The organism is Pseudomonas sp. HY2-MNA-CIBAN-0224 (genome assembly GCF_040310285.1).
GTDB lineage: Bacteria > Pseudomonadota > Gammaproteobacteria > Pseudomonadales > Pseudomonadaceae > Aquipseudomonas > Aquipseudomonas helleri.
In genome coordinates this window covers 20,529-46,805 of sequence record NZ_JBEOPQ010000007.1, presented here as the reverse complement: position 1 = coordinate 46,805, position 26,277 = coordinate 20,529, and the positions used below count along the sequence as shown (strand labels likewise).

At 59.0% G+C, this 26,277-nt stretch carries 24 protein-coding genes; 7 read left to right on the top strand and 17 right to left on the bottom strand.

What is annotated here, in order from left to right; all coding sequences use genetic code 11:
- The first annotated feature begins 4 nt into the window (after window positions 1–4).
- From hisI to AAEZ03_RS06140, 6 genes are read left to right on the top strand one after another with little or no spacing between them, the layout of a single operon-like run.
- On the top strand, window positions 5–406 hold the full coding sequence (hisI, locus tag AAEZ03_RS06165; RefSeq protein ID WP_019412272.1) for a phosphoribosyl-AMP cyclohydrolase: 402 nt from the start codon (window positions 5–7) through the stop codon (window positions 404–406).
- Window positions 399–731, top strand: coding sequence for a phosphoribosyl-ATP diphosphatase (locus AAEZ03_RS06160; RefSeq protein ID WP_048366733.1), 333 nt, complete (start codon window positions 399–401; stop codon window positions 729–731). Before hisI ends, AAEZ03_RS06160 begins: the two co-directional genes overlap by 8 nt.
- A 23-nt stretch (window positions 732–754) precedes the next feature.
- Window positions 755–1,033, top strand: coding sequence for a twin-arginine translocase TatA/TatE family subunit (locus tag AAEZ03_RS06155; RefSeq protein WP_048366734.1), 279 nt, complete (start codon window positions 755–757; stop codon window positions 1,031–1,033).
- A 10-nt stretch (window positions 1,034–1,043) separates the two neighbouring features.
- The gene (tatB, locus tag AAEZ03_RS06150) at window positions 1,044–1,475 is read left to right on the top strand and encodes a Sec-independent protein translocase protein TatB (RefSeq protein ID WP_123751060.1); all 432 of its coding nucleotides are present in this window, start codon (window positions 1,044–1,046) and stop codon (window positions 1,473–1,475) included.
- Window positions 1,476–1,479: 4 nt separating this feature from the next.
- On the top strand, window positions 1,480–2,292 hold the full coding sequence (gene tatC, locus AAEZ03_RS06145) for a twin-arginine translocase subunit TatC (RefSeq protein ID WP_048366736.1): 813 nt from the start codon (window positions 1,480–1,482) through the stop codon (window positions 2,290–2,292).
- The gene (locus tag AAEZ03_RS06140) at window positions 2,289–2,999 is read left to right on the top strand and encodes a 16S rRNA (uracil(1498)-N(3))-methyltransferase (protein WP_123751059.1); all 711 of its coding nucleotides are present in this window, start codon (window positions 2,289–2,291) and stop codon (window positions 2,997–2,999) included. Before tatC ends, AAEZ03_RS06140 begins: the two co-directional genes overlap by 4 nt.
- Window positions 3,000–3,084: 85 nt before the next feature.
- On the opposite strand, the gene AAEZ03_RS06135 is transcribed toward AAEZ03_RS06140, so the two are convergent.
- Both AAEZ03_RS06135 and AAEZ03_RS06130 read right to left on the bottom strand, forming a co-directional pair.
- Window positions 3,085–3,990: a hypothetical protein gene (locus tag AAEZ03_RS06135; RefSeq protein WP_350576948.1), complete on the bottom strand. Its 906-nt coding sequence runs from the start codon at window positions 3,988–3,990 to the stop codon at window positions 3,085–3,087.
- Complete coding sequence (locus tag AAEZ03_RS06130; RefSeq protein WP_350576945.1) at window positions 3,975–5,102, bottom strand: type IV toxin-antitoxin system AbiEi family antitoxin; 1,128 nt, start codon at window positions 5,100–5,102, stop codon at window positions 3,975–3,977. The genes AAEZ03_RS06135 and AAEZ03_RS06130 overlap by 16 nt, the downstream gene beginning before the upstream one ends.
- Window positions 5,103–5,450: 348 nt before the next feature.
- On the opposite strand from AAEZ03_RS06130, the gene AAEZ03_RS06125 reads away from it, so the two are divergent.
- On the top strand, window positions 5,451–7,016 hold the full coding sequence (locus AAEZ03_RS06125) for a methyl-accepting chemotaxis protein (protein ID WP_350576942.1): 1,566 nt from the start codon (window positions 5,451–5,453) through the stop codon (window positions 7,014–7,016).
- A gap of 82 nt (window positions 7,017–7,098) precedes the next feature.
- Here AAEZ03_RS06125 and AAEZ03_RS06120 read toward each other — a convergent pair whose 3' ends face one another.
- The 15 genes from AAEZ03_RS06120 to hutC all read right to left on the bottom strand — a co-directional run bounded on the left by AAEZ03_RS06120 (window position 7,099) and on the right by hutC (window position 26,259).
- Window positions 7,099–7,833: an amino acid ABC transporter ATP-binding protein gene (locus AAEZ03_RS06120; protein WP_048366739.1), complete on the bottom strand. Its 735-nt coding sequence runs from the start codon at window positions 7,831–7,833 to the stop codon at window positions 7,099–7,101.
- Entirely contained in the window at window positions 7,826–8,785 is a 960-nt protein-coding gene (locus tag AAEZ03_RS06115) for an amino acid ABC transporter permease (RefSeq protein WP_390897335.1), read from the bottom strand. Before AAEZ03_RS06115 ends, AAEZ03_RS06120 begins: the two co-directional genes overlap by 8 nt.
- A 109-nt stretch (window positions 8,786–8,894) precedes the next feature.
- A complete protein-coding gene (locus AAEZ03_RS06110) occupies window positions 8,895–9,692 on the bottom strand; it encodes a transporter substrate-binding domain-containing protein (protein ID WP_350576938.1) in 798 nt (265 codons plus the stop codon).
- A gap of 366 nt (window positions 9,693–10,058) precedes the next feature.
- Window positions 10,059–12,611, bottom strand: a complete 2,553-nt coding sequence (gene mdoH / locus AAEZ03_RS06105) for a glucans biosynthesis glucosyltransferase MdoH (RefSeq protein WP_123751055.1) — start codon at window positions 12,609–12,611, stop codon at window positions 10,059–10,061.
- Window positions 12,604–14,292, bottom strand: a complete 1,689-nt coding sequence (locus tag AAEZ03_RS06100) for a glucan biosynthesis protein G (protein WP_153330846.1) — start codon at window positions 14,290–14,292, stop codon at window positions 12,604–12,606. The genes mdoH and AAEZ03_RS06100 overlap by 8 nt, the downstream gene beginning before the upstream one ends.
- 288 nt (window positions 14,293–14,580) lie before the next feature.
- Window positions 14,581–15,018, bottom strand: a complete 438-nt coding sequence (gene dtd / locus AAEZ03_RS06095; RefSeq protein ID WP_350576934.1) for a D-aminoacyl-tRNA deacylase — start codon at window positions 15,016–15,018, stop codon at window positions 14,581–14,583.
- The gene (gene pip, locus AAEZ03_RS06090) at window positions 15,015–15,986 is read right to left on the bottom strand and encodes a prolyl aminopeptidase (RefSeq protein ID WP_048386416.1); all 972 of its coding nucleotides are present in this window, start codon (window positions 15,984–15,986) and stop codon (window positions 15,015–15,017) included. The genes dtd and pip overlap by 4 nt, the downstream gene beginning before the upstream one ends.
- A 236-nt stretch (window positions 15,987–16,222) precedes the next feature.
- Entirely contained in the window at window positions 16,223–17,029 is an 807-nt protein-coding gene (gene hutG, locus AAEZ03_RS06085; RefSeq protein WP_262123360.1) for an N-formylglutamate deformylase, read from the bottom strand.
- A gap of 11 nt (window positions 17,030–17,040) precedes the next feature.
- A complete protein-coding gene (hutI, locus tag AAEZ03_RS06080) occupies window positions 17,041–18,240 on the bottom strand; it encodes an imidazolonepropionase (protein WP_350576929.1) in 1,200 nt (399 codons plus the stop codon).
- Window positions 18,241–18,260: 20 nt separating this feature from the next.
- A complete protein-coding gene (hutH, locus tag AAEZ03_RS06075; RefSeq protein ID WP_350576926.1) occupies window positions 18,261–19,805 on the bottom strand; it encodes a histidine ammonia-lyase in 1,545 nt (514 codons plus the stop codon).
- A gap of 86 nt (window positions 19,806–19,891) precedes the next feature.
- The gene (locus tag AAEZ03_RS06070; protein WP_262123354.1) at window positions 19,892–21,292 is read right to left on the bottom strand and encodes an L-histidine transporter HutT; all 1,401 of its coding nucleotides are present in this window, start codon (window positions 21,290–21,292) and stop codon (window positions 19,892–19,894) included.
- Between the two features lie 79 nt (window positions 21,293–21,371).
- The gene (gene hutH, locus AAEZ03_RS06065; protein ID WP_262123352.1) at window positions 21,372–22,904 is read right to left on the bottom strand and encodes a histidine ammonia-lyase; all 1,533 of its coding nucleotides are present in this window, start codon (window positions 22,902–22,904) and stop codon (window positions 21,372–21,374) included.
- A gap of 30 nt (window positions 22,905–22,934) precedes the next feature.
- The gene (gene hutU, locus AAEZ03_RS06060) at window positions 22,935–24,632 is read right to left on the bottom strand and encodes a urocanate hydratase (RefSeq protein WP_048386427.1); all 1,698 of its coding nucleotides are present in this window, start codon (window positions 24,630–24,632) and stop codon (window positions 22,935–22,937) included.
- 347 nt (window positions 24,633–24,979) lie between these two features.
- Window positions 24,980–25,552 carry a HutD/Ves family protein gene (locus AAEZ03_RS06055; protein WP_350576921.1) on the bottom strand — a complete coding sequence of 191 codons (573 nt, stop codon included), beginning with the start codon at window positions 25,550–25,552 and terminating at the stop codon, window positions 24,980–24,982.
- Window positions 25,549–26,259, bottom strand: coding sequence for a histidine utilization transcriptional repressor HutC (hutC, locus tag AAEZ03_RS06050; protein WP_153328128.1), 711 nt, complete (start codon window positions 26,257–26,259; stop codon window positions 25,549–25,551). The genes AAEZ03_RS06055 and hutC overlap by 4 nt, the downstream gene beginning before the upstream one ends.
- Window positions 26,260–26,277: the final 18 nt, after the last annotated feature.

The window sequence follows — 26,277 nt, the reverse complement described above, 5'->3', positions numbered from 1 at the left end:
AAACATGAAAGACTGGCTGGACGAGATCAAATGGGACAACGATGGCCTGGTGCCGGCAATTGCCCAAGACCATAAAACCGGACGTGTGCTGATGATGGCCTGGATGAACCGCGAGGCCCTGAGCCTGACCGCGGCAGAAAACCGTGCCATCTACTGGTCACGCTCGCGTGGCAAACTGTGGCGCAAAGGTGAAGAATCAGGCCACGTGCAAAAACTGCATGAAATGCGCCTGGACTGCGACGCTGATGTGATCATCCTGATGGTTGAGCAAATCGGCGACATCGCTTGCCATACCGGCCGTCAAAGCTGCTTCTATCGCGTTTATGAAAATGCCGAATGGAAGACCGTTGATCCGGTGCTTAAAGACCCGAACGCCATTTATCACGCAGGCCACTCCCATGACTGACACCCTGAACCGCGTCGCTCAGGTGCTCGAAGCACGTAAAGGCGCCACGCCAGACAGCTCCTATGTCGCCAGCCTGTACCACAAGGGCCTGAACAAGATCCTGGAGAAAGTCGGCGAAGAGTCGGTCGAAACCATCATTGCCGCCAAAGATGCTGCCATCAGCGGTGACTGCAGCGATGTTATCTACGAAACGGCTGATTTATGGTTCCACAGCATGATCATGCTTGCCCAGCTGGGCCAGCATCCTCAGGCGGTACTGGATGAACTGGAGCGCCGCATCGGCACTTCCGGACACGTGGAAAAAGCCTCCCGGCCTTCCGCCTAAACCCTTTTTTCAAGGAGCACAGCATGGGCATTTTTGACTGGAAACACTGGATCGTCATTCTGGTAGTCGTGGTCCTGGTCTTCGGCACCAAAAAACTGAAAAATCTGGGCACCGACGTGGGCGAGTCGATCAAAGGCTTTCGCAAAGCCATGAACGACGACGAAAAGCCTGCTGAACCCGTGGTTCCTCCTGCGCAGCCAACTGCCGCACCGACACCGCACACCACTTCGACCCTGAATGAGCCGCACACCATCGACGTGCAGGCGCAAAAAGTCGAAGAGCCGACCCGCAAAGACGTGTGAGCCAAAACCCATGTTCGGTATCAGCTTCAGTGAACTGCTGCTTGTCGGCCTGGTTGCCCTCGTGGTGCTGGGCCCCGAGCGCCTGCCGGGTGCTGCACGCACCGCCGGCCTGTGGATCGGACGCTTGAAACGCAGTTTCAATGCGATCAAACAGGAAGTTGAACGTGAAATCGGCGCTGACGAGATTCGTCGCCAGTTGCACAACGAACACATCTTGTCGATGGAAGAGGAAGCCAAGAAGATCTTGGCCCCGCTCCAGCCGACGGTGCCGCCCGTGGCGCCCACAGAGCCCGTGGCAGCCCCCGAAGTCGCGCCTGTGGCCCCGCTGGCTCACCCGGAGCCTGCCAGCCCGGCACCGACCAGCCTGAGCGAGACCGAGGCCGGGCCAGCGCCTCACGCGCCTGCGCCACACGACCCAACCCTGCCACCGCGAGCCCCCTAAGCGCATGAGCGACTCCTCCAAAAACGAGCAGCCCGAACACGACCAGCCAATGCCGCTGGTCTCGCACCTGACCGAGCTGCGTACCCGTTTGTTGCGCTGTATTGCGGCGGTCTTTCTGATCTTCATCGCCTTGTTTGCCTTTACGCAGCAGATCTACACCCTGGTCTCCACGCCGCTGCGTGAATACCTGCCGGTGGGCGCCACGATGATCGCCACCGACGTGGCCTCGCCGTTCCTCACGCCGCTCAAGCTGACCATGATGGTCTCGCTGTTTATTGCCATTCCGGTGATCCTGCACCAGATCTGGGGCTTTATTGCGCCGGGCCTGTACAAGCATGAAAAGCGCATTGCCGTACCGCTGCTGATCTCCAGCATCTTTTTGTTCTATGCCGGTATGGCGTTTGCCTACTTCCTGGTCTTCCCGCTGGTGTTCAAGTTCTTTGCTGCCGCGACCCCTGAAGGCGTGGCCATGATGACCGACATCAGCAGTTACCTTGATTTCGTCATGACCCTGTTTTTTGCCTTTGGCGTGGCCTTTGAAATTCCGGTGGCTGTGGTACTGCTGGTCTGGATCGGCATCGTCGACGTCAAATACCTGCGCAAGATCCGTCCGTACGTGATCATCGGCTGCTTCGTGGTCGGCATGATCCTGACCCCGCCAGACATCTTTTCGCAGACGCTACTGGCCGTGCCGATGTGGATGCTGTTTGAGATAGGCATTCTGTTTGGCAGCCTGATCAGCAAAAACAAGCGCGGCGACGAAGAAGAGCCGGCTGACAGTGACAGCAACGCCCAACCGCCAGCACCGCAGCCGTGAACCTGCTGCTCCTCGAAGAGGCTGACTTCATTGCTGCCGACCGCGTGATCCTGCGCGACCGGCGCCTGACCCACATGCAGGACGTGCACCGGGCAGCGGTGGGCGACACCCTGCGCGTGGGGCGGATTGGCGGTTTGATGGGCAGCGCTGAGCTGGTGCGTCTTGAAGCCAAAGAGGCCGAGCTGGTGATCCTCAGCCTCGATCAGCCCCCGCCGCAAAAACTCCCGCTGACCCTGCTGCTGGCCCTGCCGCGCCCGAAAATGTTGCGTCGGGTACTTCAGACGGTGGCGTCCATGGGCGTGCCCAAGGTCGTGCTGGTCAACAGTTACCGGGTTGAAAAGAGCTTCTGGCAAACCCCGTTTCTGGAGCCCGAGGCCATACGCGAACAGTTGATCTTGGGCCTTGAACAGTCCCGCGACAGCGTGCTGCCCGAAATCATCATCGAAAAGCGCTTCAAACCGTTTGTCGAAGACCGCCTGCCGGCCATGGCCGACGGCACCTTGGGCCTGGTCGGCCACCCCGGCAACTACCCCGATTGCCCACGCGGCCTGAGCGAAGCCGTCACCCTGGCCATCGGCCCGGAAGGTGGCTGGATTCCTTACGAGATCGACCTGCTGGTCAACGCCGGGTTGCAACCGGTACAACTTGGCGCCCGCATCCTGCGGGTAGAAACCGCCGTCACCGCCCTCCTCGCCCGGCTGTTCTAAGCCCACCGCCTCTCGTAGGAGCGAGCTTGTCTCGCGATCTTTTGATCTTGAACAGGCCCTCCCGAGGGGCCTTTGGGGTTCTGGCTCAGCAGGCTTTCGCCAACTGAGCATCAATTTCCGCCAGCATGCTTTGAATCAATCCTGCGGCATAACGCTGCCGGCCCACTAATTCATCGTCATCGTCATCGCCATAAAAACGTGCGTAGGCAACAGCCCCCACTTTCTCAAACCCTGCTCCGTGATGGTCATCGCCAAAACGTCTTGCTAATGCCGCTAGCCCTTCATTCATCGCCTCCGGGTGTTGCCCGGAACGGATACGCTCGACAAATAGAGCGGCTACCTGCGCTATTGAGCCTGAATACTTGATCACATGGATGAGGTCTGAGGCATCTTTTCTTTCCTGACGATGGTCCAGAGCCAGAGCCTTCAAGATCACAAACGCTGGTACATCTGCATACCGCACAACGTCTACCGACAACCCTGCGCCATCCAAAAGTTGGGCGCTGATTTCTTTCTCTTGATACCAATCATGGACGATTCCGGCATGCTTGATGGTGAGCGCTGAGACCTGCTCCCCACTGACACTTATCGCCCTTCCCGGCTGTTGATCGCCTGCATCCCTGAGCAACTCAACCACCACCTCGACATGCTCATCGATCTGTCGACGCCATTGCCAAGAGGAGGGTTTTCCATCCTTGACCAAACGGCTAAACCCCCGTGCCTTTAGCTGATCGGCGAGGCAGGCATACTCATCGCCAATCGCAAGGACTTCCAGATTGATCACAATATCGACGTCAGAAGTACCAGTGTGCATCGGAATATCTGGAGGGGTCTCAGGAGTGAGGTAGCGAGGAACCAGGCCTCCGACCAGTCTCAGGGTATCTTTCAGGTTCCCAAATGCGCTGAGCAGCGTAAGCAGTGTTCTCTCACAGGCCAGAGTAATTTCGGTGCTATACCCGGCTGCTGTGCGCGGCTTCAATTCTTTTCCCATAAAGACTCCAAGCGCGCCCTGAGGTGGTCAGCCAATTCTTTATTGCGCCCGCGACCATTCAGCAGATCCAAGTACAGGATGTATCCACTTGCGAAGAAAGCAGGATGATCGGGATGCCGGTATCGATACAGCAAGCTCGCTTCCTCGCGCTCGATGAGCGTGACATTCGCCCCCTTGCTGACAGGACTCAAGCCAAGCACGTCAGCCATCTTGCGCGCATAACCTTTGGGCACAATAATTTCTGCACCATCAGTGTTTGTCAGCAAGGGTGCGACGGCATTGGCAGCGGCGGTTCCTGTGAATGCCCATGGGAAGTCAACGCTATGGCGATCTATCCGATCCGCCAGATGAGCCAGCATCTGGTTGGGGTTTTCGACAAAGGTGTACCACTTCGTCTGTTGCTCCTTGCGCGCCTGCCAGTGCTCAGCCCAGGTATCCAGGAGCTTCTCGGGCCGGGTAAGCGCTCTGCGCTTGCCAGGCCCTGCGCCAGTAGACTCCACCCACTCACGCATCGTCAGTTCCTGCAAAACCAGTGAGCAGGTGTACGAGGAGGTCTTCGCCTGCTCGGCCAATTTAATCCCGGTAAGCCATTCATTGCTATGCATCAAAAGCGCATGAATCACGCTTTCACGGGCATCTGTAAAAAGGTCTACGCCGTGGGTGGGTTTCTTGGAGCGCTTGGTAGGCCTGACGATGTTGATTAGCCAACGTTCGTGCTTCAGATAGAGGCTACCGCCTGGCTCAAAGTAAGCAATATTGTGAGCCTTGAGCTCATCCTTCGCACCAGGGCTAAGTGAACCTGCCGCAAGCATCCCGATGGTTTCTTGGCGATGGTCTTGAAAGCGCAGGTAGTTATTGAGCTTCCACACTGCGTCTCTGATGTCCCGCGGGTAGACCTCTTTTTTGACCCCAACGCAGATCATCAGAGTTTTGCCGGGCGTCGTAATTTCTATCAACCCGTCAGGCTCGGGATAATCGGGTGAAGAAAATAACTGGCCTGCCAAATCGTGCACCGAGGCATCCGAACCAAACGCCTCCGCCAACGTCGCAGTGAGCTCTTCCAATACCTGCCTTTCGAATTCGACACCTGAACGATGTGGGTTTTTGCTCATATTCTTAGCCCTAAATGCATCATTAGCTGCTCAGCTAAAGCTGAACAGTCTGCTAAACATTTGACCTAAGCCTATCATTAGCTGGACAGCTAACAAGCCCCTAAAACCAACACTCAATCTGTTGCCTCACCTGCCTCCCTTTGTGTTGAGCATTCTTGGAATACCGTCTGACCGTCTATTGACTCAAGTCACACATGGCAATAGGCCACTTCTTGCGACCTGGATCACATATTCGACAGCCGTCCTACAGTTATCTACCGGTACGCCGATGCGCTGTGAAGTCACGAGCACCGCAAAGCAACGGACAACTTTGCGTCTCTCGATCCAGGTCCTTAAAGGAGCAGCACCATGTACCGTCGATTAGCCCACCTACTCGGCAATATGAGCGTCAATCGTAAACTCAGCCTGGGTTTCGGCCTGGTGCTGGTTCTGACCGTGTTGATCGCCGCCGCCGGCTGGAATGGCCTGGCGTCGGTGATTGAACGGGGCGACAAACTGGCCAGCATCTCCAGGATCATCGGACTGACCAAAGACCTGCGCATTGCGCGGCTCGATTATCAACTCACTCACCAGGCCGATGCCCAGCACCAGGTGGATGAGCGCTTGCGCGAGCTGGACACTATTCTGGTTTCGTCGCGTAAACAGCTGACCATGCCTGAAGACCTGGCGCTGGTCGATCAGCAGATCAGTGCCGCCGCCGAGTACAAACGGGCCTTCGATGACCTGGCGCAAGGTAAAAATACCGATCAGGCGCTGGAGCGCATGCACCTGCAAGGCAATAACCTGATCGACCTGAGCCAAAAGCTCTCGGCACTGCAAACCGCCAAGCGTGACAGAGACAGCCAGCAGGCCAGAACGCTGCTGGTCAGTTGTGCCGTGCTGGCGTTGGTGATCGGGATCATTGCGGCCTGGATCATCACCCGTCAGATCGTGGTGCCGCTACAACGCACGCTCAAGTCCGTTGAGTACATCGCCGCCGGTGACCTGTCCCATGACACTAAAACTGAGCGCCGTGATGAGCTGGGGCAATTGCAGAAGTCCATCCAGAACATGACCGTAGGCCTGCGTGAGCTGATTGGCGGGATTCGCGATGGTGTCACCCAGATTGCCAGCGCCGCGGAAGAGCTGTCTGCGGTCACCGAGCAAACCAGCGCCGGGGTTAACAGCCAGAAGGTCGAAACCGACCAGGTGGCCACCGCCATGAACGAAATGGCCGCGACGGTGCAAGAAGTGGCGCGTAATGCCGAAGAAGCCAGCGAAGCCGCCGGTGCTGCCGACCAGCAGGCCCACGAAGGCGACACGGTGGTTGCACAAGCCATTGCCCAGATCGAGAAGCTCGCCGTCGAGGTTGCGCACTCCACCGAGGCCATGGATCACCTCAAGCGCGAAAGCGACAAGATCGGCAGTGTGCTGGACGTGATCAAGTCGGTGGCCCAGCAAACCAACCTGCTGGCCCTGAACGCGGCCATTGAGGCGGCACGGGCCGGTGAAGCCGGGCGCGGTTTTGCGGTGGTGGCAGACGAGGTGCGCAGCCTGGCGCAACGCACGCAGCAATCAACCGAGGAAATCGAAGAACTGATTGCCGGCCTGCAAAGCAGCACACAGCAGGTCTCAAGTCGCCTGGACAGCAGCCGTACCCTCACCGACAACAGCGTCGAACTGACCCGTACTGCGGGCCAGTCGCTGGGCAACATCACCCGTACCGTGTCTGCTATTCAGGGCATGAACCAGCAAATTGCAGCTGCCGCCGAGCAGCAAAGTGCCGTGGCGGAAGAGATCAACCGCAGCGTGCTGAATGTGCGTGATGTGTCGGATCAAACAGCCGCCGCCAGCGAAGAAACCGCCGCGTCAAGCATTGAGCTGGCGCGCCTGGGCACGCATCTGCAGACGTTGGTGGGGCGATTCAGGGTCTAAACCGGTAGGAGCGAGCTTGTCTCGCGATCTTTTGATTGTTTAAAAGATCGCGAGGCAAGCTCGCTCCTACGGGGGTTTGGCGTTACAAGACTTGGCGCAAGAACGCTTGGGCGCGCAGGTCTTTTGGCGAGTTGAAGAAGTCTTCCGGGGCGGAGTCTTCCAGCAGTTTGCCGTGATCGAAGAACAGCACGCGGTTCGCCACTTCACGGGCGAAGCCCATTTCGTGGGTCACGCAGACCATGGTCATGCCTTCCAGGGCCAGGGTCTTCATCACGTCGAGCACTTCGCCGACCATCTCCGGGTCGAGTGCCGAGGTGGGCTCGTCAAACAACATGACCTTGGGCTCCATCGCCAGCGCACGGGCAATGGCCACACGCTGTTGCTGGCCGCCCGACAGGCGTGACGGAAACTCGTTGGCCTTCTGCCCGATCCCGACTTTCTCCAGCAGCGCACGGGCCTTGGCTTCACGTTCGGCCTTGCCGCGCTTGCGCACGACTTTCTGCGCCAAGCAGAGGTTTTCGAGCACGGTCATGTGCGGGAACAGGTTGAAATGCTGGAACACCATGCCGACTTCACGCCGGTAGGCGTTGACGTCGGTTTTCGGGTCGGCCAAATCAACGCCATCAATGCTGACGGAGCCCGAATCGAACTCCTCCAGGCCATTGAGGCAGCGCAGAAAGGTCGATTTGCCGGAGCCGGACGGGCCGATCACCACCAGCACTTCGCCCTTGTCGACCTTGGTGGTGACGTTGTCGACCGCGCGTACGATGTGCCCGCGGGTGTCGAAGACTTTTACCAGTTCGCGAACTTCAATCACTTTGCGCGAGCCTCCGCTCAAGCCGGCTGGCGAAGTGCGACAGCGGCAGGTTGATCAACAAGTACAGGCCCGCCACGCAGAACAGGATTTCAAACGGCGAGAACGAGGTGGTGATGACTTCACGACCACTTTTGAGCAGCTCGGTAATCGCAATCACCGACACCAGCGAGGTGTCTTTGACCAGGCTGATAAATTGCCCGGCCAGCGGTGGCAGCACCCGTTTGAACGCTTGCGGCAGGACCACGTAGCGCATCGACTGGCTGGCGTTGAGGCCCAGCGAGCGTGCCGCTTCGTTTTGCCCACGGGCGATGGACTGGACGCCCGCGCGGATGATTTCGGCCACGTACGCGCCCGTGAACAGCGACAGCGCGGCAATGCCGGCAAATTCGCGGGACAGGTTCAGCACGGTGCCAATAAAGAAGTAGAAGATAAAAATCTGCACCAGCAACGGCGTACCGCGTACCAGCTCGACGTACAACGTCGACAGGTCACGCAGAGTCGGGTTGTTTGACAGCCGGCACAGGCCCGTGGCCAGCCCGATCAGCAAACCCAGCACGCCAGACACCAGCGACAGCCAAACGGTGGTCCACAGGCCCAGCAGCAGCGGCCCGGCAGCCCAATGTCGGTTCACACCGATCACATCGCCTTCAGCGACATCGTCGCCCTCAGCCAATTGCAGGCTGTTGTCAGCAACGGTCACACGCTGTTCAGCGCCATCGTCGCCGCGCAGTACAACTTCGGCTTTGCCGCCGTTGTGTATCACTTCAATCACGGTGGAGGTTTCAGCGGCCCGCTGAGCTTCTTCGGCCTGATAGGCGAAGTACTGCGGGACTCGGTTCCAGCGCCACTCGTAGGACATCAGCGAGGTGGCGTAATACAGCGCCCCCGCCAGACCGATGAGGATCAGCACGGTCAAGACGTGCCAGGGCCACTGGGCTTTCTTTTGTTTGATCACTTTCAGGTTCCACGTTTTGTGTCGCTAGGGAGGCCGCCATCGCGAGCAAGCCCGCGCCTACAGGTGGTGTGCAGGCGCGAGCAAGTTGACGAATGGTTTAACAGCCTTATTCCATGTCTTTGAGCCAAGCGGTGTCTTTGAACCACTTGTCATGGATGCGATCGTAGGTGCCGTCTTCGTGGATCTGGTGCAGGAAGTTATTGATGTAGTTGATGCTGTCGTAGTCGCCTTTCTTCAGACCAAACGCCAACGGTTCGTAGGTGAACGGCTTGTCGAGGAACTCCAGCTTGCCGTTGCCGAACTTGTTGACCGCTACAACGTTGTAAGGCGCGTCGTAGATAAACGCGTCTGCCTTGCCGTTAACCACGTCCAGCACCGCTTCTGGCTCGTTGTCGTAGCCGTGGTACTGGGCTTTGGACATCAGCTTGCGCGCGACGATTTCACCCGTGGTGCCGATTTTGGAGGTCAGGCGGTACTGTGGATCGTTGAGGTCTTTGTAGGACTTGACCTTGTCTGCCAGCTCCTTGCGGATCAGCAGAGTTTGGCCCACAACAATGAAGGGTTCGCTGAAGTTCAGGCGCAGGTTGCGCTCTTGGGTCAGGGTCATGCCGCTGCCGATCATGTCGAACTTGTTGGTCATGAGGGCCGGGATGATACCGTCGTAGGCCGTGGACACCAGTTCCAGCTTGACGCCCATGGACTTGGCCATGGCTTTGAGCAGGTCAACTTCAAAACCAATGATCTGACCGCGCTTGTTGGTCATTTCAAACGGCATGTACGTTGGGTCCATACCGACTTTCAGCGTGCCGCGTTTGACCGCGTCGTCAATGGAGCCTGCATGGGCTGCGCTGACTGCCAGTAATGCAGTGGCGCCGCACAGCAGCTTCGTCAGAAACTTCTTCATCATCAACCTCCCCTCAACCGACTCAATAAAGGTGTTGGCCTGCGGCGGGCTTGCTTGATAAAGCCAACAAAGCCGGGCACTCACCCATTCGGGGACGGATGCTAACTCACAGAAGGTTTTGAGACGAGTTTTGCGCGTTAAAAGCACGACAGGCGGGGGAATGCTGAGGCTCATTTCGTAGCAGCTGCCGAGCTTTGCGAGGCTGCGTTCGATTGCGAAGCGATCGTAAAAGCTAAGTGCGGGATTTATCAGGTTCGGCGCAGTGTAGGGTTTTACGACGGCTTTGCCGCCGGACGTAGCCTTCGGCAACTGCTACGAAAAACCGTTTCTCGCTCGCCCCCTGTAGAGGTGCGAGCGAGATTGGGATCACGCCGCTGGCTGCAACGCCAGCAACGGTGCGTGGTTATCGGCGGCCACCGAATCACGCCAGGCTTTGAGCCAGTCCTCGTGGCCGTCAGTCCACACCAACGCGTGCAGACGGGCCAACGCCACCGGGTCGCTCAACAACGCCATACGCTCGTTGTTGTTCAAACCGTTCGGGCCGACCTTGATCGCATGACGCACGCGCTCGGCGCGCAGCCATTCGATCGGCTCGGCTTCACGGTGACGCGAGGTCGCCAAGGCGCACGCCAGGGCATTTTGCTGCGGGTCCACCACGGCCCGTACAAAGCCATCGTGAAGCGCGTGGTAGCGGTTCTCGTGGGTGTACTCCTCGGTCGCCGACAACTCACGCGGCGGCGCGTATTCCTCAGGAATCAGGAACAGCTTTTCGTCACGCGACTTGAGGCCCGGCTTAACCCGGCTGGAAAGCACCGACACCGGAATCGACAGCATCAGCGAGCCGACAATCGGCACCAGCCACCACAGGAAGCTCGGGTTCAGCCACAACACCACGCAGGCCCACGCAGCACCCAATAGGGTTTGCGGGCCATGACGGCGTACCGCTTCGCTCCACGGCGTGGAATCGTCGTCACGTTGTGGCGAGTTCCAGGTCGCGGCCCAGCCCAGGAAGGCAGCCAGAACAAAACGGGTGTGGAAGATCATGCGCACCGGCGCCAGCAGCATCGAAAAGAGCATTTCGAGCAGCATCGACACGGTGACCTTGAACTTGCCGCCGAACTCTTTGGCGCCCTTGGCCCAGATCAGGATGATGCTCAGCAGTTTGGGCAGGAACAGCAGCACGATGGTGGTCGAGAACAGCGCGACTGCCTTTTCCGGGTGCCATTGTGGCCACAACGGATACAGCTGGCGCGGCTCCATGAAGTACTGCGGTTCCATCAGCGTGTTGACCGCCAGCAAGGCCGTCGACAGCAGCAGGAAGAAGAACCACAACGGTGCCGACAAGTAGGACATCACGCCGGTCAGGAACACCGCACGGTGCACCGGGTGCATGCCTTTGACCAGGAACAGGCGGAAGTTCATCAAGTTACCGTGGCACCAGCGGCGGTCACGCTTGAGTTCGTCCAGCAAGTTAGGCGGCAGTTCTTCGTAGCTGCCCGGCAAGTCATAAGCGATCCACACGCCCCAACCGGCACGGCGCATCAGCGCGGCTTCAACGAAGTCGTGGGACAAAATCGCCCCCGCAAACGCGCCCTTGCCCGGCAACGGCGCCAGGGCACAGTGCTCGATAAACGGCTTCATGCGGATGATCGCGTTGTGGCCCCAGTAGTGGGATTCACCCAACTGCCAGAAGTGCAAACCGGCGGTGAACAGCGGGCCGTATACGCGCGTTGCAAACTGCTGCATGCGTGCATACAGGGTGTCCATGCCCGACGCCCGTGGCGCGGTCTGGATAATGCCTGCGTCTGGCGTGGCTTCCATCAGGCGCACCAGGCTGGTCAGGCATTCGCCGCTCATGACGCTGTCGGCGTCGAGCACCACCATGTACTTGTAATCACCGCCCCAACGACGGCAGAAGTCGTCGAGGTTGCCGCTTTTACGCTTCACACGACGGCGACGACGGCGATAGAAAATCCGCCCGAAGCCTTCTGTCTCGCGGCACACATCCAGCCAGGCCTGTTGTTCTGCGACACAAATATCGGGGTCGTTACTGTCGCTCAGGACAAAGAAGTCAAAGCGGTCCAGATCACCTGTGGCAGCCACCGATTCAAACGTTGCCCGCAAGCCCGCGAACACACGGGTGACGTCTTCGTTACAAATCGGCATCACCAGCGCTGTACGCGCTTGCTCAGGGATCGGCTCATCGCCAGCACTGGCGCCGGAAATGCGGTACTTGTCATGCCCGGTCAGCAGTTCAAGGAAGCCCATCAAGGCGGTCCAGAAGCCCGCAGACACCCAGCAAAACAAAATCCCGAAGAGGATCAGGATGCTGGTCTGCAAGGCGTACGGCAGCACTTGTTGTGCGGTTTGCAGCAACGGCTGGTGCAGCACCTCTTCCAGGTCAACAAATGACCAGCCCTGGTACGGCATGATGCCTTTCATGTACCAGCCCGCGACGATGGTTTGACCCAGCATCAGCACCAGCAGGATGTAACGGCGGATCGAACCCACCGTACGCCAGCGGGCCTTGGGCAGCACATTTTCGTCTTTTTTCGGCAACGCAGGGTTGCTGCGCCCGGTCATGCGGCGCCAGCCACGCACCAGAATATTGGTGCGCCATGGCTCCGGGACCACCTTGGTACGACGAATCGGCGGCGTGGCCTTGAGCATCACCCGGCCACTGGCGTCGAGGGCGAGCATTTCTGCGTCCTCAAGCTCTTGAGCCGTGCTCAGGTTCAGACGCGAAGCCACCGAAGCCTGGGCGGCCTCGGCGGTGTCGATGTCCGCGCGCGCCGACAGGCGTTCATGCAACTCGGCGAACGAGGTGCAGCTCGCCAGTTCGGCGCGCTGCTCATCGTTCAGTGGCAGATGGGCCAGATACTCGCCAAGCGAGACTGGCTGAGAGTGAGCATTACTCATCGGCTGGCAACTGATAGCTCCAGGTCTCGGTCAGTACTTTTTCAGTCTTCACCGGCTCTGGGGTGGCAGGGGCAGCTTCGGCGGCAGGCGCCGGGGTGCCCTTGGCATCCTTGGCGTCCTTGGCTTTTGCTTCTTTTGGCTCTTTCTTCTCGTGCACCTTGGCCGCCACTTTCTCAGCCTTGGCCACGGTTGCCGGGGCTTGCTCAACGTCCTGGACCAGTGCCGCACGCAGTTCCGTGGACTTGCTCGGGTCTTTGACTTTCAAGCGCAGGGTCAAGCGCCAGCCTTTGGTTTCAGGGTTGTAACGCAGGTTGTTTTCAACCAGATCGGCGTTGTCACCCACACTCACCTGGCTGCGCACAGGCGCATCAGCAGGCAGTTTGGCCAGAGCCGGGCCTTCGAAGTCCACCAGGTAAGCCACGCTGCCGTCAGGCTGACGGATCAGGTTGGATTGCTTGACGTCACCGGTCGAACGCATGGTTTGTTTAACCCAGGCGCTGTCAGCCGGGTGCAGTGCTGCTTCGTCCAGGGTCCAGTGCAGGCGGTAAGCGTAATCAAATGGCTTGCCTGGCTCTGGCAGAGTACCCGGGCTCCAGAACGCAACGATGTTGTCGTTGGTTTCGTCAGCTGTCGGGATTTCTACCAGGTCAACGGAGCCCTTGCCCCAGTCACCTTGTGGCTCGATCCAGGCGCTTGGACGCTTGTCGTAGCGGTCGTCGAGGTCTTCAAACTGGCTGAAGTCACGGCCACGTTGCAGCAAACCAAAGCCGCGCGGGTTTTCAACGGCGAAGTTGCTCACCGACAGGTGTTTCGGGTTGTTCAGCGGACGCCAGATCCACTCACCGTTGCCGGCATGGATCGCCAGGCCCGACGAGTCGTGCAGCTCGTGGCGGTAGTTGAGGACTTTGGACGGCTGGTTCGCACCGAACAGGTACATGCTGGTCAGCGGAGCGATGCCCAGCTTGCCCACTTTGTCACGCAGGTACATTTGTGCCTTCACGTCTACCACTGTGTCTACGCCAGGGCGCAGGATGAAGCGGTAAGCACCGGTCGCCCGTGGCGAATCCAGCAAGGCAAAGATCACCAGGTGTTTGTCGTTGGGTTTTGGGCGTTCAACCCAGAACTCGGTAAAGCGCGGGAACTCTTCGCCCGATGGCAGCGCGGTATCAATCGCCATGCCACGTGCCGACAAGCCGTAAGTCTGACCTTTGCCGATCACGCGGAAGTAGCTCGCGCCCAGCATGGTCATGATTTCGTCTTGTTTGTCGGCCTTGTTGATCGGGTACAACACGCGGAAACCGGCCCAGCCGAGGTTCTCGGTGGCTTTAGGGTCGAATTTGACGTCGCCGAAATCAAAACGACTCGGGTCGTACTTGATCTCTTCAACCTTGTCGGCGGTCACTTCGTTGATTTTCACCGGCGTGTCGAAATGCATGCCCTGGTGATAGAAGGACAGCTTGAACGGGGTCTTGTCGCCCGCCCACTGGGATTTCTCGCGCTTGAACTGAATCTTTTGATAGTCCGCGAATTTCATGTCACGGAATTCGTTTGGCAGATTGCTGCGCGGCGCTTGGTATTTCTGTTCGGCCAGGGCTTTAGCCTGAACCGCTACGTCATCCAGACTGAAGGCCCACAGTTGACCCGCACCGAGCAAGCAAAAGAGCGCAGAGCCCGTCACCAGTGCGTTGCGTAACCGCTTGGCAGACCTTTTTGGTGCATTTAATGGACTAACAATCACGAGCAACCTCGCCGAAAACAGATGATGAAACCAACGGCCAGCGATCTAAATGCCGGGTTGGCGAGCACTGTTCCGACCGTCAAAGGGAAGAATGATTCCCCTGACGTATCGGATTAGTCTCTATGGTAGTCGGGGATTATCTAGTAGCCCGCGTTACAACGCATCTATTGTCGCCAAGTATTTCTAACTAAAACTTAATGTTTTCTGACGAAAACACAGATTTTCAAGGTTTTAGATCTGTAACAGAAATGTCACAGGGCCATCATTGACCAAATGCACCTGCATATCGGCGCCAAAACGGCCTGATTCGACCGTCGGATGCAGGCGTTTGGCTTCAGCCAGGACGTGCTCAAACATTGCCTCGGCCATGGAGGGTGGGGCCGCGGTGGAGAAACTGGGGCGCAAGCCGCTTTTGGTGTCGGCGGCCAGGGTAAATTGCGACACCAGCAGCAAACCGCCGCCGATATCCTTCAGCGACAGGTTCATTTTGCCCTCGGCATCGCTGAACACCCGGTAATTGAGCAGCTTGTGCAGCATTTTGGCCGCATGGGCCTCGGTGTCCTCGGGTTCGACGGCCAACAGCACCAGCAAACCCTGATCAATCGAACCGACAATCTCCCCGCCCACCTCTACCCGCGCGCCTTTTACGCGTTGCAGCAGACCCTTCATGCTTCGTCCGGCTGCAAGTTGAGCAGGCTGCGAGCCATTTGCTCGGCAGCCCGTACCAAGGCATCGGTGATTCCGGGCTCAGAGGCTGCGTGGCCGGCTTCGCGGATCACTTGCAGTTCGCTGCCCGGCCAGTTCTGGTGAAGCTCCCAGGCGTTGTCCAGCGGGCAAATCACGTCGTAGCGGCCATGCACGATCACGCCCGGCAAATGGGCGATTTTGTGCATGTCGCGGATCAGTTGATCCGGCTCAAGGAACGCGCTGTTGGTGAAGTAGTGGCATTCGATGCGGGCAATCGACAACGCCCGGTGCGGGTCGCAGAAGCGCTCAACCACTTGCGGGTTGGGGCGCAGCGTTGCGGTGCGGCCTTCCCAGGTCGACCAGGCCTTGGCCGCGTGCATTTGCGCGATCTGGTCATTGCCCGTCAGGCGCTTGTGGAAGGCACCGAGCAAGTCGTCGCGCTCCTCCGGCGGGATCGGCGCAATGTAGTCCTGCCAGTAATCCGGGAACAGACGGCTGGCACCGGCCTGGTAGAACCATTCAATTTCTTGCGGGCGGGCCAAAAAGATACCGCGCAGGATCAGCCCGTGGACCCGATCCGGGTGGCTTTGCGCGTAAGCCAGCGACAGGGTCGAGCCCCAGGAGCCGCCAAACAGCACCCACTTGTCGATGCCCAGAAACAGACGAATCCGCTCCATGTCCGCAACCAGATCCCACGTGGTGTTGTTGTCCAGGCTGGCATGTGGAGTCGAGCGGCCGCAGCCGCGCTGATCGAAGGTAATGATGCGGTACACGCCCGGATCGAAATAACAGCGGCTGTTGGCGTCACACCCCGACCCTGGCCCGCCGTGCACAAAGACCACCGGCAGGCCGTCGGGCGTACCGCTTTCGTCGACATACAAGACATGCGGCCCATCAACAGCAAGATCGTGCCGGGCGTAGGGTTTGATCTGCGGGAACAAGGTCTGCATTACACACTCCGCGGGAGGGTTGAGGTCATCCCTGGTGGGGACATCAAAAAATAGTGCCGTTTGGCATCATAAACCCGATTGGCGGAATGAGCATGGGGTTATAAAAATCCTGTTGAAGACCCCACAGAATCCTGTGGGAGCGGGCTTGCTCGCGAAAGGATCAACGCGGCCTGCCTGCCGGACCGCGTTGCCTGGATCGCGAGCAAGCCCGCTCCCACCTCACAGGTTTCAGACCATCAGTCCTTCACGTAGCGCTCCTGGCCCCACTCGATCATCCGCGTCAGCAATTGCTTGAGCACCCCCTGCGTCGGCGCCGCCAGGTCTTCGCGATAGTTGAAGGGTTCGAACTCTTCCATGTAGGTGCTTTGGGCCAATTCCAGTTGCACGGCATGGATGTTGTCCACCGGGCTGCCGTAATGCCGGGTGATGTGGCCACCCTTGAAGCGCCCGTTGAGCACATGACGATAAGCCGGGTGTTCGGCGCAGATCGCTTCAAGATCACCCGCAAGTTGCGGCGCACAGCTGGCGCCATTGAACGTGCCCAGGTTGAAATCCGGCAAACGCCCCTCAAACAAGTGCGGGATGTGTGAGCGAATAGAGTGCGCGTCAAACAGCAACGCATAGCCAAACTGGTCTTTGAGGCGTTTGAGCTCTTGCTGCAAGGTCTGGTGATACGGCTGCCAGATGCGTTCCAGGTAAGTCGCGCGCTCTTGCTTTGATGGCGCTTGCCCTTCGCGAAACAGCGGCACGCCATCAAACAGCGTGGCCGGGAACAACCCGGTGGTCGCGCCCACGTACATCGGCGCGTCGTCTTCGGGCCGGTTGAGGTCGATCACAAACCGCGAATACTCGGCCGCCAAGGTGCTGGCCCCCAGTTCTGCGGCAAATTCGTACAACTTGGGGATGTGCCAGTCCGTGTCCGGCAGGCTTTGCGCTTCGGGGATCAAGCCCGCCTGCACCGCCGGGGTCAGTTTTATGCCCGCGTGGGGCATGCTGATCAGCAACGGCACGCGGCCTTGTTTGAATGTCAGAACCTTATCCACAGCCTGTTCTCCTAAAGCTCGACGCCGTTGCGCACGACGCGTTTGTCCAGATCCCCACCCAACCAGTACGCAAGGTCTGCCGGGCGATCAATGTTCCAGGCGACGAAGTCGGCCACTTTGCCGGGCTCCAGCGAGCCGTGGCTCTCGCCCAGGCCCAAGGCCGTGGCGGCGCGCTGAGTCACGCCTGCCAGCGCCTCTTCGGGGGTCATGCGGAACAGGGTGCAGGCCATGTTCAGCATCAAGCGCAACGACAAGCCCGGCGACGTACCGGGGTTGAGGTCGCTGGCGATGGCGATTTTTACCCCGTGTTTGCGCAGGGCCTCCATGGGTGGCAACTGGGTTTCGCGCAAAAAGTAGAACGCCCCCGGCAACAGCACGGCCACGGTCCCGGATTGAGCCATGGCAACAGCGTCTTCTTCGGTCATGAACTCCAGATGGTCTGCCGACAACGCCTGATACCGCGCCGCCAGGCTTGAGCCATGCAGCGACGACAGTTGCTCAGCATGCAGCTTGACCGGCAAGCCCAGTTGCTGCGCCACCTTGAACACCCGCTCGACCTGCTCTGGCGAGAACGCCAGGTACTCGCAGAACGCATCCACCGCGTCCACCAGCCCCTCGGCGGCCAGCGCGGGGAGCATGTGCGTGCAAATGTGCTCGATGTAATCGTCTGCCCGGTCTTTGTACTCGGGCGGCAAGGCGTGCGCCGCCAAACAGGTGCTGCGCACCGTCACTGGCAGCTCTTGGCCCAAACGGCGAATCACCCGCAAAATTTTGCGCTCGCTCTCCAGGCTCAGGCCATAACCGGACTTGATCTCGACCGTGGTCACGCCGTCGCGCAGCAAATTCAGCAAACGCTGACGCGCGCTGGCGAACAATTCGTCTTCGCTGGCGGCACGGGTCGCACGCACGGTGCTGGCGATGCCGCCCCCGGCAGCGGCAATTTCGGCATAGCTCACGCCTTGCAGACGCTGTTCAAACTCGCCACTGCGGTTGCCGCCAAACACCGTGTGGGTGTGGCAGTCGATGAGCCCCGGCGTGACCCACGCGCCGTCCAGGCCGATGGTGTGGCCGTATTCACCGGCGGGGACCTGCTGGCGCGGGCCGATCCACTCAATGAAGCCCTCGCGGGTCACGATGGCGGCGTCTTCGATGATCGAATACGTGCCATTGGCCATGGTCGCGGCATTGCAGTGTTGCCAAAGCGTTTTCATTGCATCACTCCCTTGATGACTCACGCCAGGTAAGCGGCCAGTGACTGCAACGCCAGCGGGTCTTTGAGGATCGCCGCGCTCTTGGCAATGTCAGGGGCCAGCCAGCGGTCTTGATCGTAAGGCGCAACGTGTTCACGCAGTAAGCGCCAGGCCACCTGGGTACCGGCACCGAAGTGCTTGGGCTGATGGAACTCAAACGCCTGCGCAGCCAGCAAGTACTCGATGGCCAGCACCTGGGTAGCGTTCTCCAGCACTTGCAACAGCTTGAGCGCAGCATTGGTGCCCAGGCTCAAGTGGTCTTCCTGCAGGGCCGAGGTCACGTAGTTGTCGAGCACGGCGGGTTGCGCCAACTGGCGGTTTTGCGCGCACAGTGAGGCGGCGACGTACTGGGTGATCATCATTCCCGAGTTGACGCCCGGCTGGCTGACCAAAAACGCCGGAAGGTCGCTGACATGCGGGTTGATCAGACGGTCGAGCCGGCGCTCGGCAATTGAACCGATCTCGGCCATGGCGATGGCCAGCCCGTCGGCGGCCAGTGCAACGGACTGCCCGTGCGGGTTGGCCTGGCTGACCACCCGGTAGGCGTCGGGCGTGCCCAGCACCATCGGGTTGTCATTGACCGAGTTGAGCTCGGTTTCGATTTGCACCACCGAGTGATTGAACTGGTCCCGTGCGGCGCCATGCACCTGCGGGATGGAGCGCAGGCTCAGGGCGTCCTGGGTGCGCACGCCTTTGCTGCTGGCGATGACCTCACTGTCGGCCAGCAAGCGGCGCAAGTGGCGGCCAACCTGCTGCATGCCCGCGTGGGGCTTGAGTGCGAGGATCTCAGGGTCGAAGGCGTCGATCTGGCCGCGCAGCGCTTCAAAACTCATGGCGCCGGTCACATCGGCCCACTGCAACACCTGCGCGGCATCGGCCAGCGCCAGGCAGCTCAGGCCGGTCATGCACGGCGTGCCATTGACCAGGCACAGACCGTCTTTGGCGCCCAGTTGCACCGGGCTCAAGTCTTCGGCGGCCAACGCTTGCTGCGCGGGGACGATCTGCCCACGGTAGCTGACATCGCCCACGCCCAGCAGGCCGACGCCGATGTGCGCCATGTGGGTCAAATAGCCGACCGAACCCTGGGACGGCACTTGCGGGGTGATCTGGAGGTTGAGCAGCGCCAGCAGTGCTTCGACCACCTGACGGTGCAGGCCGGACTTGCCCTGGCTGTATTGAATCACCGCCGCGCAAATGATCGCGCGGGTCTGTTCATTGCTCAGCGCCGGGCCGACGCCGCAGGCATGGCTGAGCAAGGTGTTGCGCGACAGCGCGCTGAGTTGCTCGTGCTGCAACGAAACGTTGCTCAAACCGCCCAGGCCGGTGTTGATGCCGTAGGCACGTTCGCCGCTCTGGACAATGCGCTGCACGATGGCCTGCGCGTTGTCGATGCGCGCCCAGGCCTGCGCCGACAGCTCCAGCCGCGCGCCATGCCGGGCAACCGCGACCACGTCTTGCCAGCGCAGGCGGGCATTGTCGATGATCACGGCAGCGATCACGGGTGCTTCATTCTGTACGTTACTCATCGCTCACCTTTCTAACGCTAAACGGCCACGGCACGGCGTTGAACAAAACGGTCCACATAATCATCGGCCGGGGAATAATGACGCGCCTAGGAAACCTTGGGAGCCACTTCAAGCGCCTGACCCGCAGCAGGCTTCACCCACAACAAATAGGCCACTATCAGCAACACAATCCAGACCGCTCCTACTATCAGCGCTGCTTGGGTTTCAGGGAAATAGCCCAGCACGCCAAAGATGAACACCATAAACACAATGGCAGCAATGGGCGCATACGGCCAAAAAGGCACCGGGAACTTGAGCTCCGCTACCTGCTCGCGAGTCATTGAGCGACGCATGGCGACTTGAGTGACCAGAATCATCAACCACACCCATACCGTCGCGAAGGTCGCAATAGAGGCGATAACCAGGAAGATGTCTTTAGGGATCAGATAGTTGAGCAGTACCCCTCCCAACAACGTGACGCCCATCACCAGAACAGTCATCCACGGCACACCATGACGGGATATTTTGGCAAAGCCTTTTGGCGCCTGACCTTGCTGGGCCAAACCAAACATCATGCGGCCCGCCCCGAAGATATCGCTGTTGATCGCAGACACGGCGGCCGAGATAACAACAATATTTAGAAGGGTGGCGGCTGAACTGATGCCGAGGCTGTCAAAAATTTGCACAAATGGGCTGCCCTGGCTACCGATCTGAGTCCACGGGTAAATGGCCATCAATACGAACAGGGTCAACACGTAAAACAACAGGATACGTAACGGCACAGCATTGATCGCTTTGGGGATAACGCGCTGCGGATCTTTGGCTTCACCGGCGGTGATGCCGATAATTTCAATCCCCCCGAACGCAAACATTACGACCGCAAACGAAGCGATCAAACCGCCAACACCGTTGGGCAGAAAGCCGCCATAAGCCCACAGATTACTAATGCCTGTGGCAGCAGCGTCAGTACCGGACGTGCCTATGCCGAACAACATGATGCCAAAACCGGCCAAAATCATTGCCACAATGGCCGCCACTTTAAGTAACGACAGCCAGAACTCCATTTCGCCGAAGACTTTAACGTTGCACAGGTTCAACCCACCGATGAGCAGGACGATTCCCAAAACCCAGATCCAGCGAGCCACATCGGGGAACCAGAACCCCATGTAAATACCAAATGCGGTGATATCGGCTAAACACACGATGATCATTTCAAAGGCATAGGTCCAACCGAGAATAAAACCGGACATAGGCCCCAAATAGGTGCTGGCGTAATGACCGAACGAGCCAGACACTGGGTCGCGCACAGCCATTTCGCCCAACGCACGCATCACCATAAAAACAGCTGCCCCCCCGATCAGGTAGGCCAATAAAACAGCGGGGCCAGCCATCTGGATAGCAGCGGCTGAACCATAAAACAGACCCGTTCCGATCGCTGAGCCCAGCGCCATAAATCGGATATGGCGAGCTGACAGCCCGCGTTTCAAACCTTGAGTTTGGTTTTGCATTTCGCGTCCTTAATTATTTTTGTCGGCGAAAACAGGTACGCAGATCACGCCAAAAAGGCGCGCTCTGCGCTCTCGTTGGTTACAGGCTTGGTAGAGCCTGGGCAGGCAGCAGCGCATTTAAACAACGCGAGGTCAGCAGTTGAATAGCTGCATCAATGTCCGGGGCAAAAAAGCGATCCTTTTCATAGGTCGCGACTTTGCTGCGCAGGGTCATGCGGGCAATCTCAAGTTTGGCCGACGTTTTCAAACCGTCGCGCAAGTCCAGCCCTTGGCAAGCAGCCAACCATTCAATTGCCAGCACGCCGCGCGTATTCGCGGCCATTTCCCACAACCGTTTACCTGCCGCAGGAGCCATGGATACATGATCCTCCTGGTTGGCCGAGGTCGGAATACTGTCAACGCTGTGCGGGTGCGCCAGCGCCTTGTTCTCGCTGGCCAATGCGGCAGCGGTCACTTGGGCAATCATGAAGCCCGAATTGACGCCGCCATTGGCCACCAGAAACGGCGGCAACTGCGACATATGCTTGTCCATCATTAAAGAGATACGTCGTTCGCTCAGCGAGCCGATTTCTGCAATCGCCAAGGCTATGTTGTCAGCGGCCATGGCGACGGGCTCAGCGTGGAAATTGCCGCCAGAAATCACATCACCTTGCTCGGCGAACACCAACGGGTTATCCGACACAGCGTTGGCTTCTATGCCCAACACTTCAGCCGCCTGACGAAACTGAGTCAGGCAGGCGCCCATCACTTGTGGCTGACAGCGTAAGGAATACGGATCTTGTACTTTGTCGCAGTTTTTGTGCGACTCCGACACCTCGCTGCTCGTACCCAGCAGGTCGCGGTACAGCGCGGCAGCATCGATTTGCCCACGCTGGCCGCGCGCGGCATGGATGCGCGGGTCAAAGGGCGAGCGCGAGCCCAACACCGCTTCAACGGTTAAGCCACCGCATGCCATTGCGGCAGCGAACAAATCCTCGCCTTCAAACAGGCCACGCAATGCATATGCCGTCGATACTTGAGTACCGTTGAGCAAGGCCAGCCCCTCTTTAGCGGCCAACGTCAGCGGCTCTAAACCTGCTTGTTTCAGGGCCGCAACGGCATCCAGCCACTCACCGTTGTGGCGTGCTTTACCTTCGCCCAGCAACACCAGCGACATGTGTGCCAACGGTGCCAAGTCCCCCGAAGCACCCACCGAGCCTTTGAGTGGGATGTGTGGGTAGACTTGGGCATTAATCAGCGCAATTAACGCGTCGATGACAATCCGGCGAATACCAGAAAAGCCGCGGCTCAAGCTGTTGACCTTAAGTACCATGATCAAGCGCACCATATCGTCGCTTAGCGGCTCGCCGACACCCGCCGCGTGAGACAACACCAACGATCGCTGAAGGTTTTCAAGGTCTTCGCTGGCAATCTTGGTCGACGCCAACAAACCAAAGCCGGTATTGATGCCGTAGGTGGTGCGGTTTTCTATCAGGATCTGTTCAACGCACGCCACACTGGCATCAATCTGCTTAGAAGCACTGTCGTCCAGGCTGAGACTCACCGGTTGCTGATAAATGTTACGCAGTTGGGCAAGGCTCAATTGGCCCGGGATCAGGTTTAAACGATTCACAATAAAGCTCCTGCAGGTTGTGCGTTTGAGTTAGCCGTTGACCATCGGCAGATTCAGGCCCTGTTCGTTGGCGCAGTCGATGGCGATCTGGTAACCCGCATCCGCATGGCGCATCACACCGGTCGCCGGGTCGTTGTGCAGCACACGGGCGATGCGCTCGGCCGCTTCGTCGGTGCCGTCACACACAATCACCATGCCCGAGTGCTGCGAGAAGCCCATGCCAACGCCGCCACCGTGGTGCAGCGATACCCAGGTCGCGCCGCTGGCGGTATTGAGCAAGGCGTTGAGCAGCGGCCAGTCAGAGACGGCGTCCGAACCGTCTTGCATCGATTCGGTTTCACGGTTCGGGCTGGACACCGAACCCGAGTCCAGGTGGTCACGGCCGATCACGATCGGCGCTTTGAGCTCACCGCTGCGCACCATTTCGTTGAACGCCAGGCCCAATTTGGCGCGCTGGCCCAGGCCAACCCAGCAAATACGCGCTGGCAAACCCTGGAAGCTGATGCGCTCGCGGGCCATGTCCAGCCAGTTGTGCAGGTGGTCGTCGTCAGGGATCAGTTCTTTGACCTTGGCGTCGGTTTTGTAGATGTCTTCTGCATCGCCCGACAGTGCAACCCAACGGAACGGGCCAATGCCACGACAGAACAGTGGGCGGATGTACGCCGGAACAAAGCCCGGGAAGTCGAACGCAGCTTCAACGCCCACTTCTTTGGCCATCTGGCGGATGTTGTTGCCGTAGTCGAAGGTCGGAATGCCCGCTTTCTGGAACGCCAGCATGGCTTCTACGTGTTCGCCCATTGAAGCTTTGGCGGCTTTGACCACGCCCGCCGGATCGGTCACGGCGCGGTCGCGGTACTGCTCCCAGGTCCAGCCTTTTGGCAGGTAGCCATTGAGTGGGTCGTGGGCGCTGGTCTGGTCGGTGACCATGTCCGGACGGATGCCACGGCGCACCATTTCTGGCAGCAGTTCAGCGGCGTTACCGCACAGCGCGATGGAAATCGCCTTGCCTTCGGCGGTGTATTTGGCGATGCGGGCCAGGGCGTCATCCAGGTCGGCGGCTTGTTCGTCGACGTAGCGCGTGGCCAAGCGGAAGTCGATGCGGCTTTGTTGGCATTCGATGTTCAGTGAGCATGCGCCCGCCAGGGTCGCGGCCAGCGGTTGTGCGCCGCCCATGCCGCCTAAACCTGCGGTGAGTACCCATTTGCCGACCAGGCTGCCGTTGTAATGCTGGCGACCGGCCTCAACAAAGGTTTCGTAAGTGCCCTGAACGATGCCCTGGCTGCCGATGTAGATCCAGCTGCCGGCGGTCATCTGGCCGTACATGGCCAGGCCTTTGGCGTCGAGTTCGTTGAAGTGTTCCCACGTGGCCCAATGCGGCACCAGGTTGGAGTTGGCGATCAGTACCCGTGGTGCGTTGCTGTGGGTTTTGAACACGCCGACCGGCTTGCCCGATTGCACCAGCAGGGTTTCGTCGTCATTGAGGTTGGTCAGGCTTTCGACGATTTTGTCGTAGCACTCCCAGTTACGCGCCGCACGACCAATACCGCCATACACCACCAGCTCGGTCGGGTTTTCTGCCACCTGTGGATCAAGGTTGTTCATCAGCATCCGCAGGGGTGCTTCAGTCATCCAGCTTTTAGCCGTGAGCTGAGTGCCACGGGCGGCGCGGATCTCACCTTCGCGGTGACGGTTGGACGCGACAGGCGATTTAGGGGTAGTTGAAGTCACGGGTAACTCCTCAGTGCTGGGCAGGTGAACACTTATGTACTTGTACATACAAGCATATGCAAGTAAGCGGCCAACGTGACTTTGCTGTCAATTAAAACATCGCGAAAGTTGTTTAAAGGCCCGGAAATGAAGGCGTTGAGGCACGCACAAGGTTTGCGTGAATATGCAGAAGGGAGAGTAAAGGGATGTTACTTGAAGGGCGTTTTGCGTCTTTTTGGGGCGTTAGGTAACAAGATGGGGCGTGGCTTAACTCGACTTGTGGGAGCGGGCTTGCTCGCGATGCAAACAACGCCGTGTATCAGGCACATCGCAGTGATGCTATCGCGAGCAAGCCCGCTCCCACATTTTCAGACCCTATTCAACTCAATCACGCAGCTACGGCCGGTGATGGCGATCTCAAGCAGCTCACGATTACCGTTCAGTTGCAGGCAATCGTAACGGCCCAGTTGTTCGTGCCGCATGTTACCCACGTGCACGTCAACGTGTTCATCGGCAGCGAATACCAGCACGGTCTGCGCCGGGGTGAAGAGGCGGCTACCGGCTTGCAGCCATTGCAGACGGGCGCTGTAACGCTGCGGTGCGTAGATCAGGTTGAAGTCGCGGATCGGCCCGTCGATCAAGCCGCATCTGACCTCGCTGTCACCCTTGAAGGCAAAGGCATCGAACGGTAACAACGCCCGGCTCTGCTCGCCGTCCACTTGCAGGTGCATACCCGCGCCTTGCAGCACGGTGATGACTCGCTGGTAGCCGTCGAAACGCGAAAAACCGCCCGACTCGCCAATGTCGGCAATCGATAAGCGCCAGCCGAAGCCATCTAGGCCTTCACCGGCATCGCGGGTGATTTCTTCTGTGCTGCCGCCGCCGTTTTTCCACGGCATGCGCGGGTAATCGGCGGCGCGTAAAACGCTGAGTTCACTCATTTGCTGAAACGTCCTTCCAGGCGATGACGGGAACCGGGGTGGATCAGACGAGCAGCAGTCACTGGTTGACGGCCCGACCACGTGCGACGGCGAATCAGCAGGCACGGCTCGCTGGCTTCAATTTGCAGCAGCTTGCACTCTTTGGGGTCAGCCAAAATCGCTTCGACCACGTGCTCACCTTCGGTCAGCGGTGCGACCTGCGACAGATAGGCGTAAGGCGTTTGCCGAGTGAAATCTTGCTTGAGGTAGTCCGGGGCGACGAGCGCGTTGACGAAACGGTCCTCAATTTGCACGGGGATACCGTTTTCGTAATGCACGATCAACGAATGAAACACTTTCTGCCCTTCACGCATGTCGAGGACGGCGGCGCGCTCGGAACCGGCCAGTTCTTCGGCCAGGCTGATCACTTTGCAGGTGTGCTTATGGCCACGGGCGGCGATTTCGTCGGCAATGTTGTTGACTTCAAACAGCGCGGATTGCGTTTTTGGCTCGGCCACGAAGGTGCCAACACCCTGCATGCGCACCAGCAGACCGTCTGCGGTCATTTCACGCAGCGCCCGGTTGATGGTCATGCGGCTGAAGCCCAGTTGGCTGACCAGCTCGCTTTCAGACGGCACACGGTAATGCGGCGGCCAGTTACCGCTCTCGATTTGCTGAGTGATCATCTGTTTTACGCGAGCGTAAAGCGGGGCTGGACTGTCGCCCATGTGGGCGGCCAGCGGGGG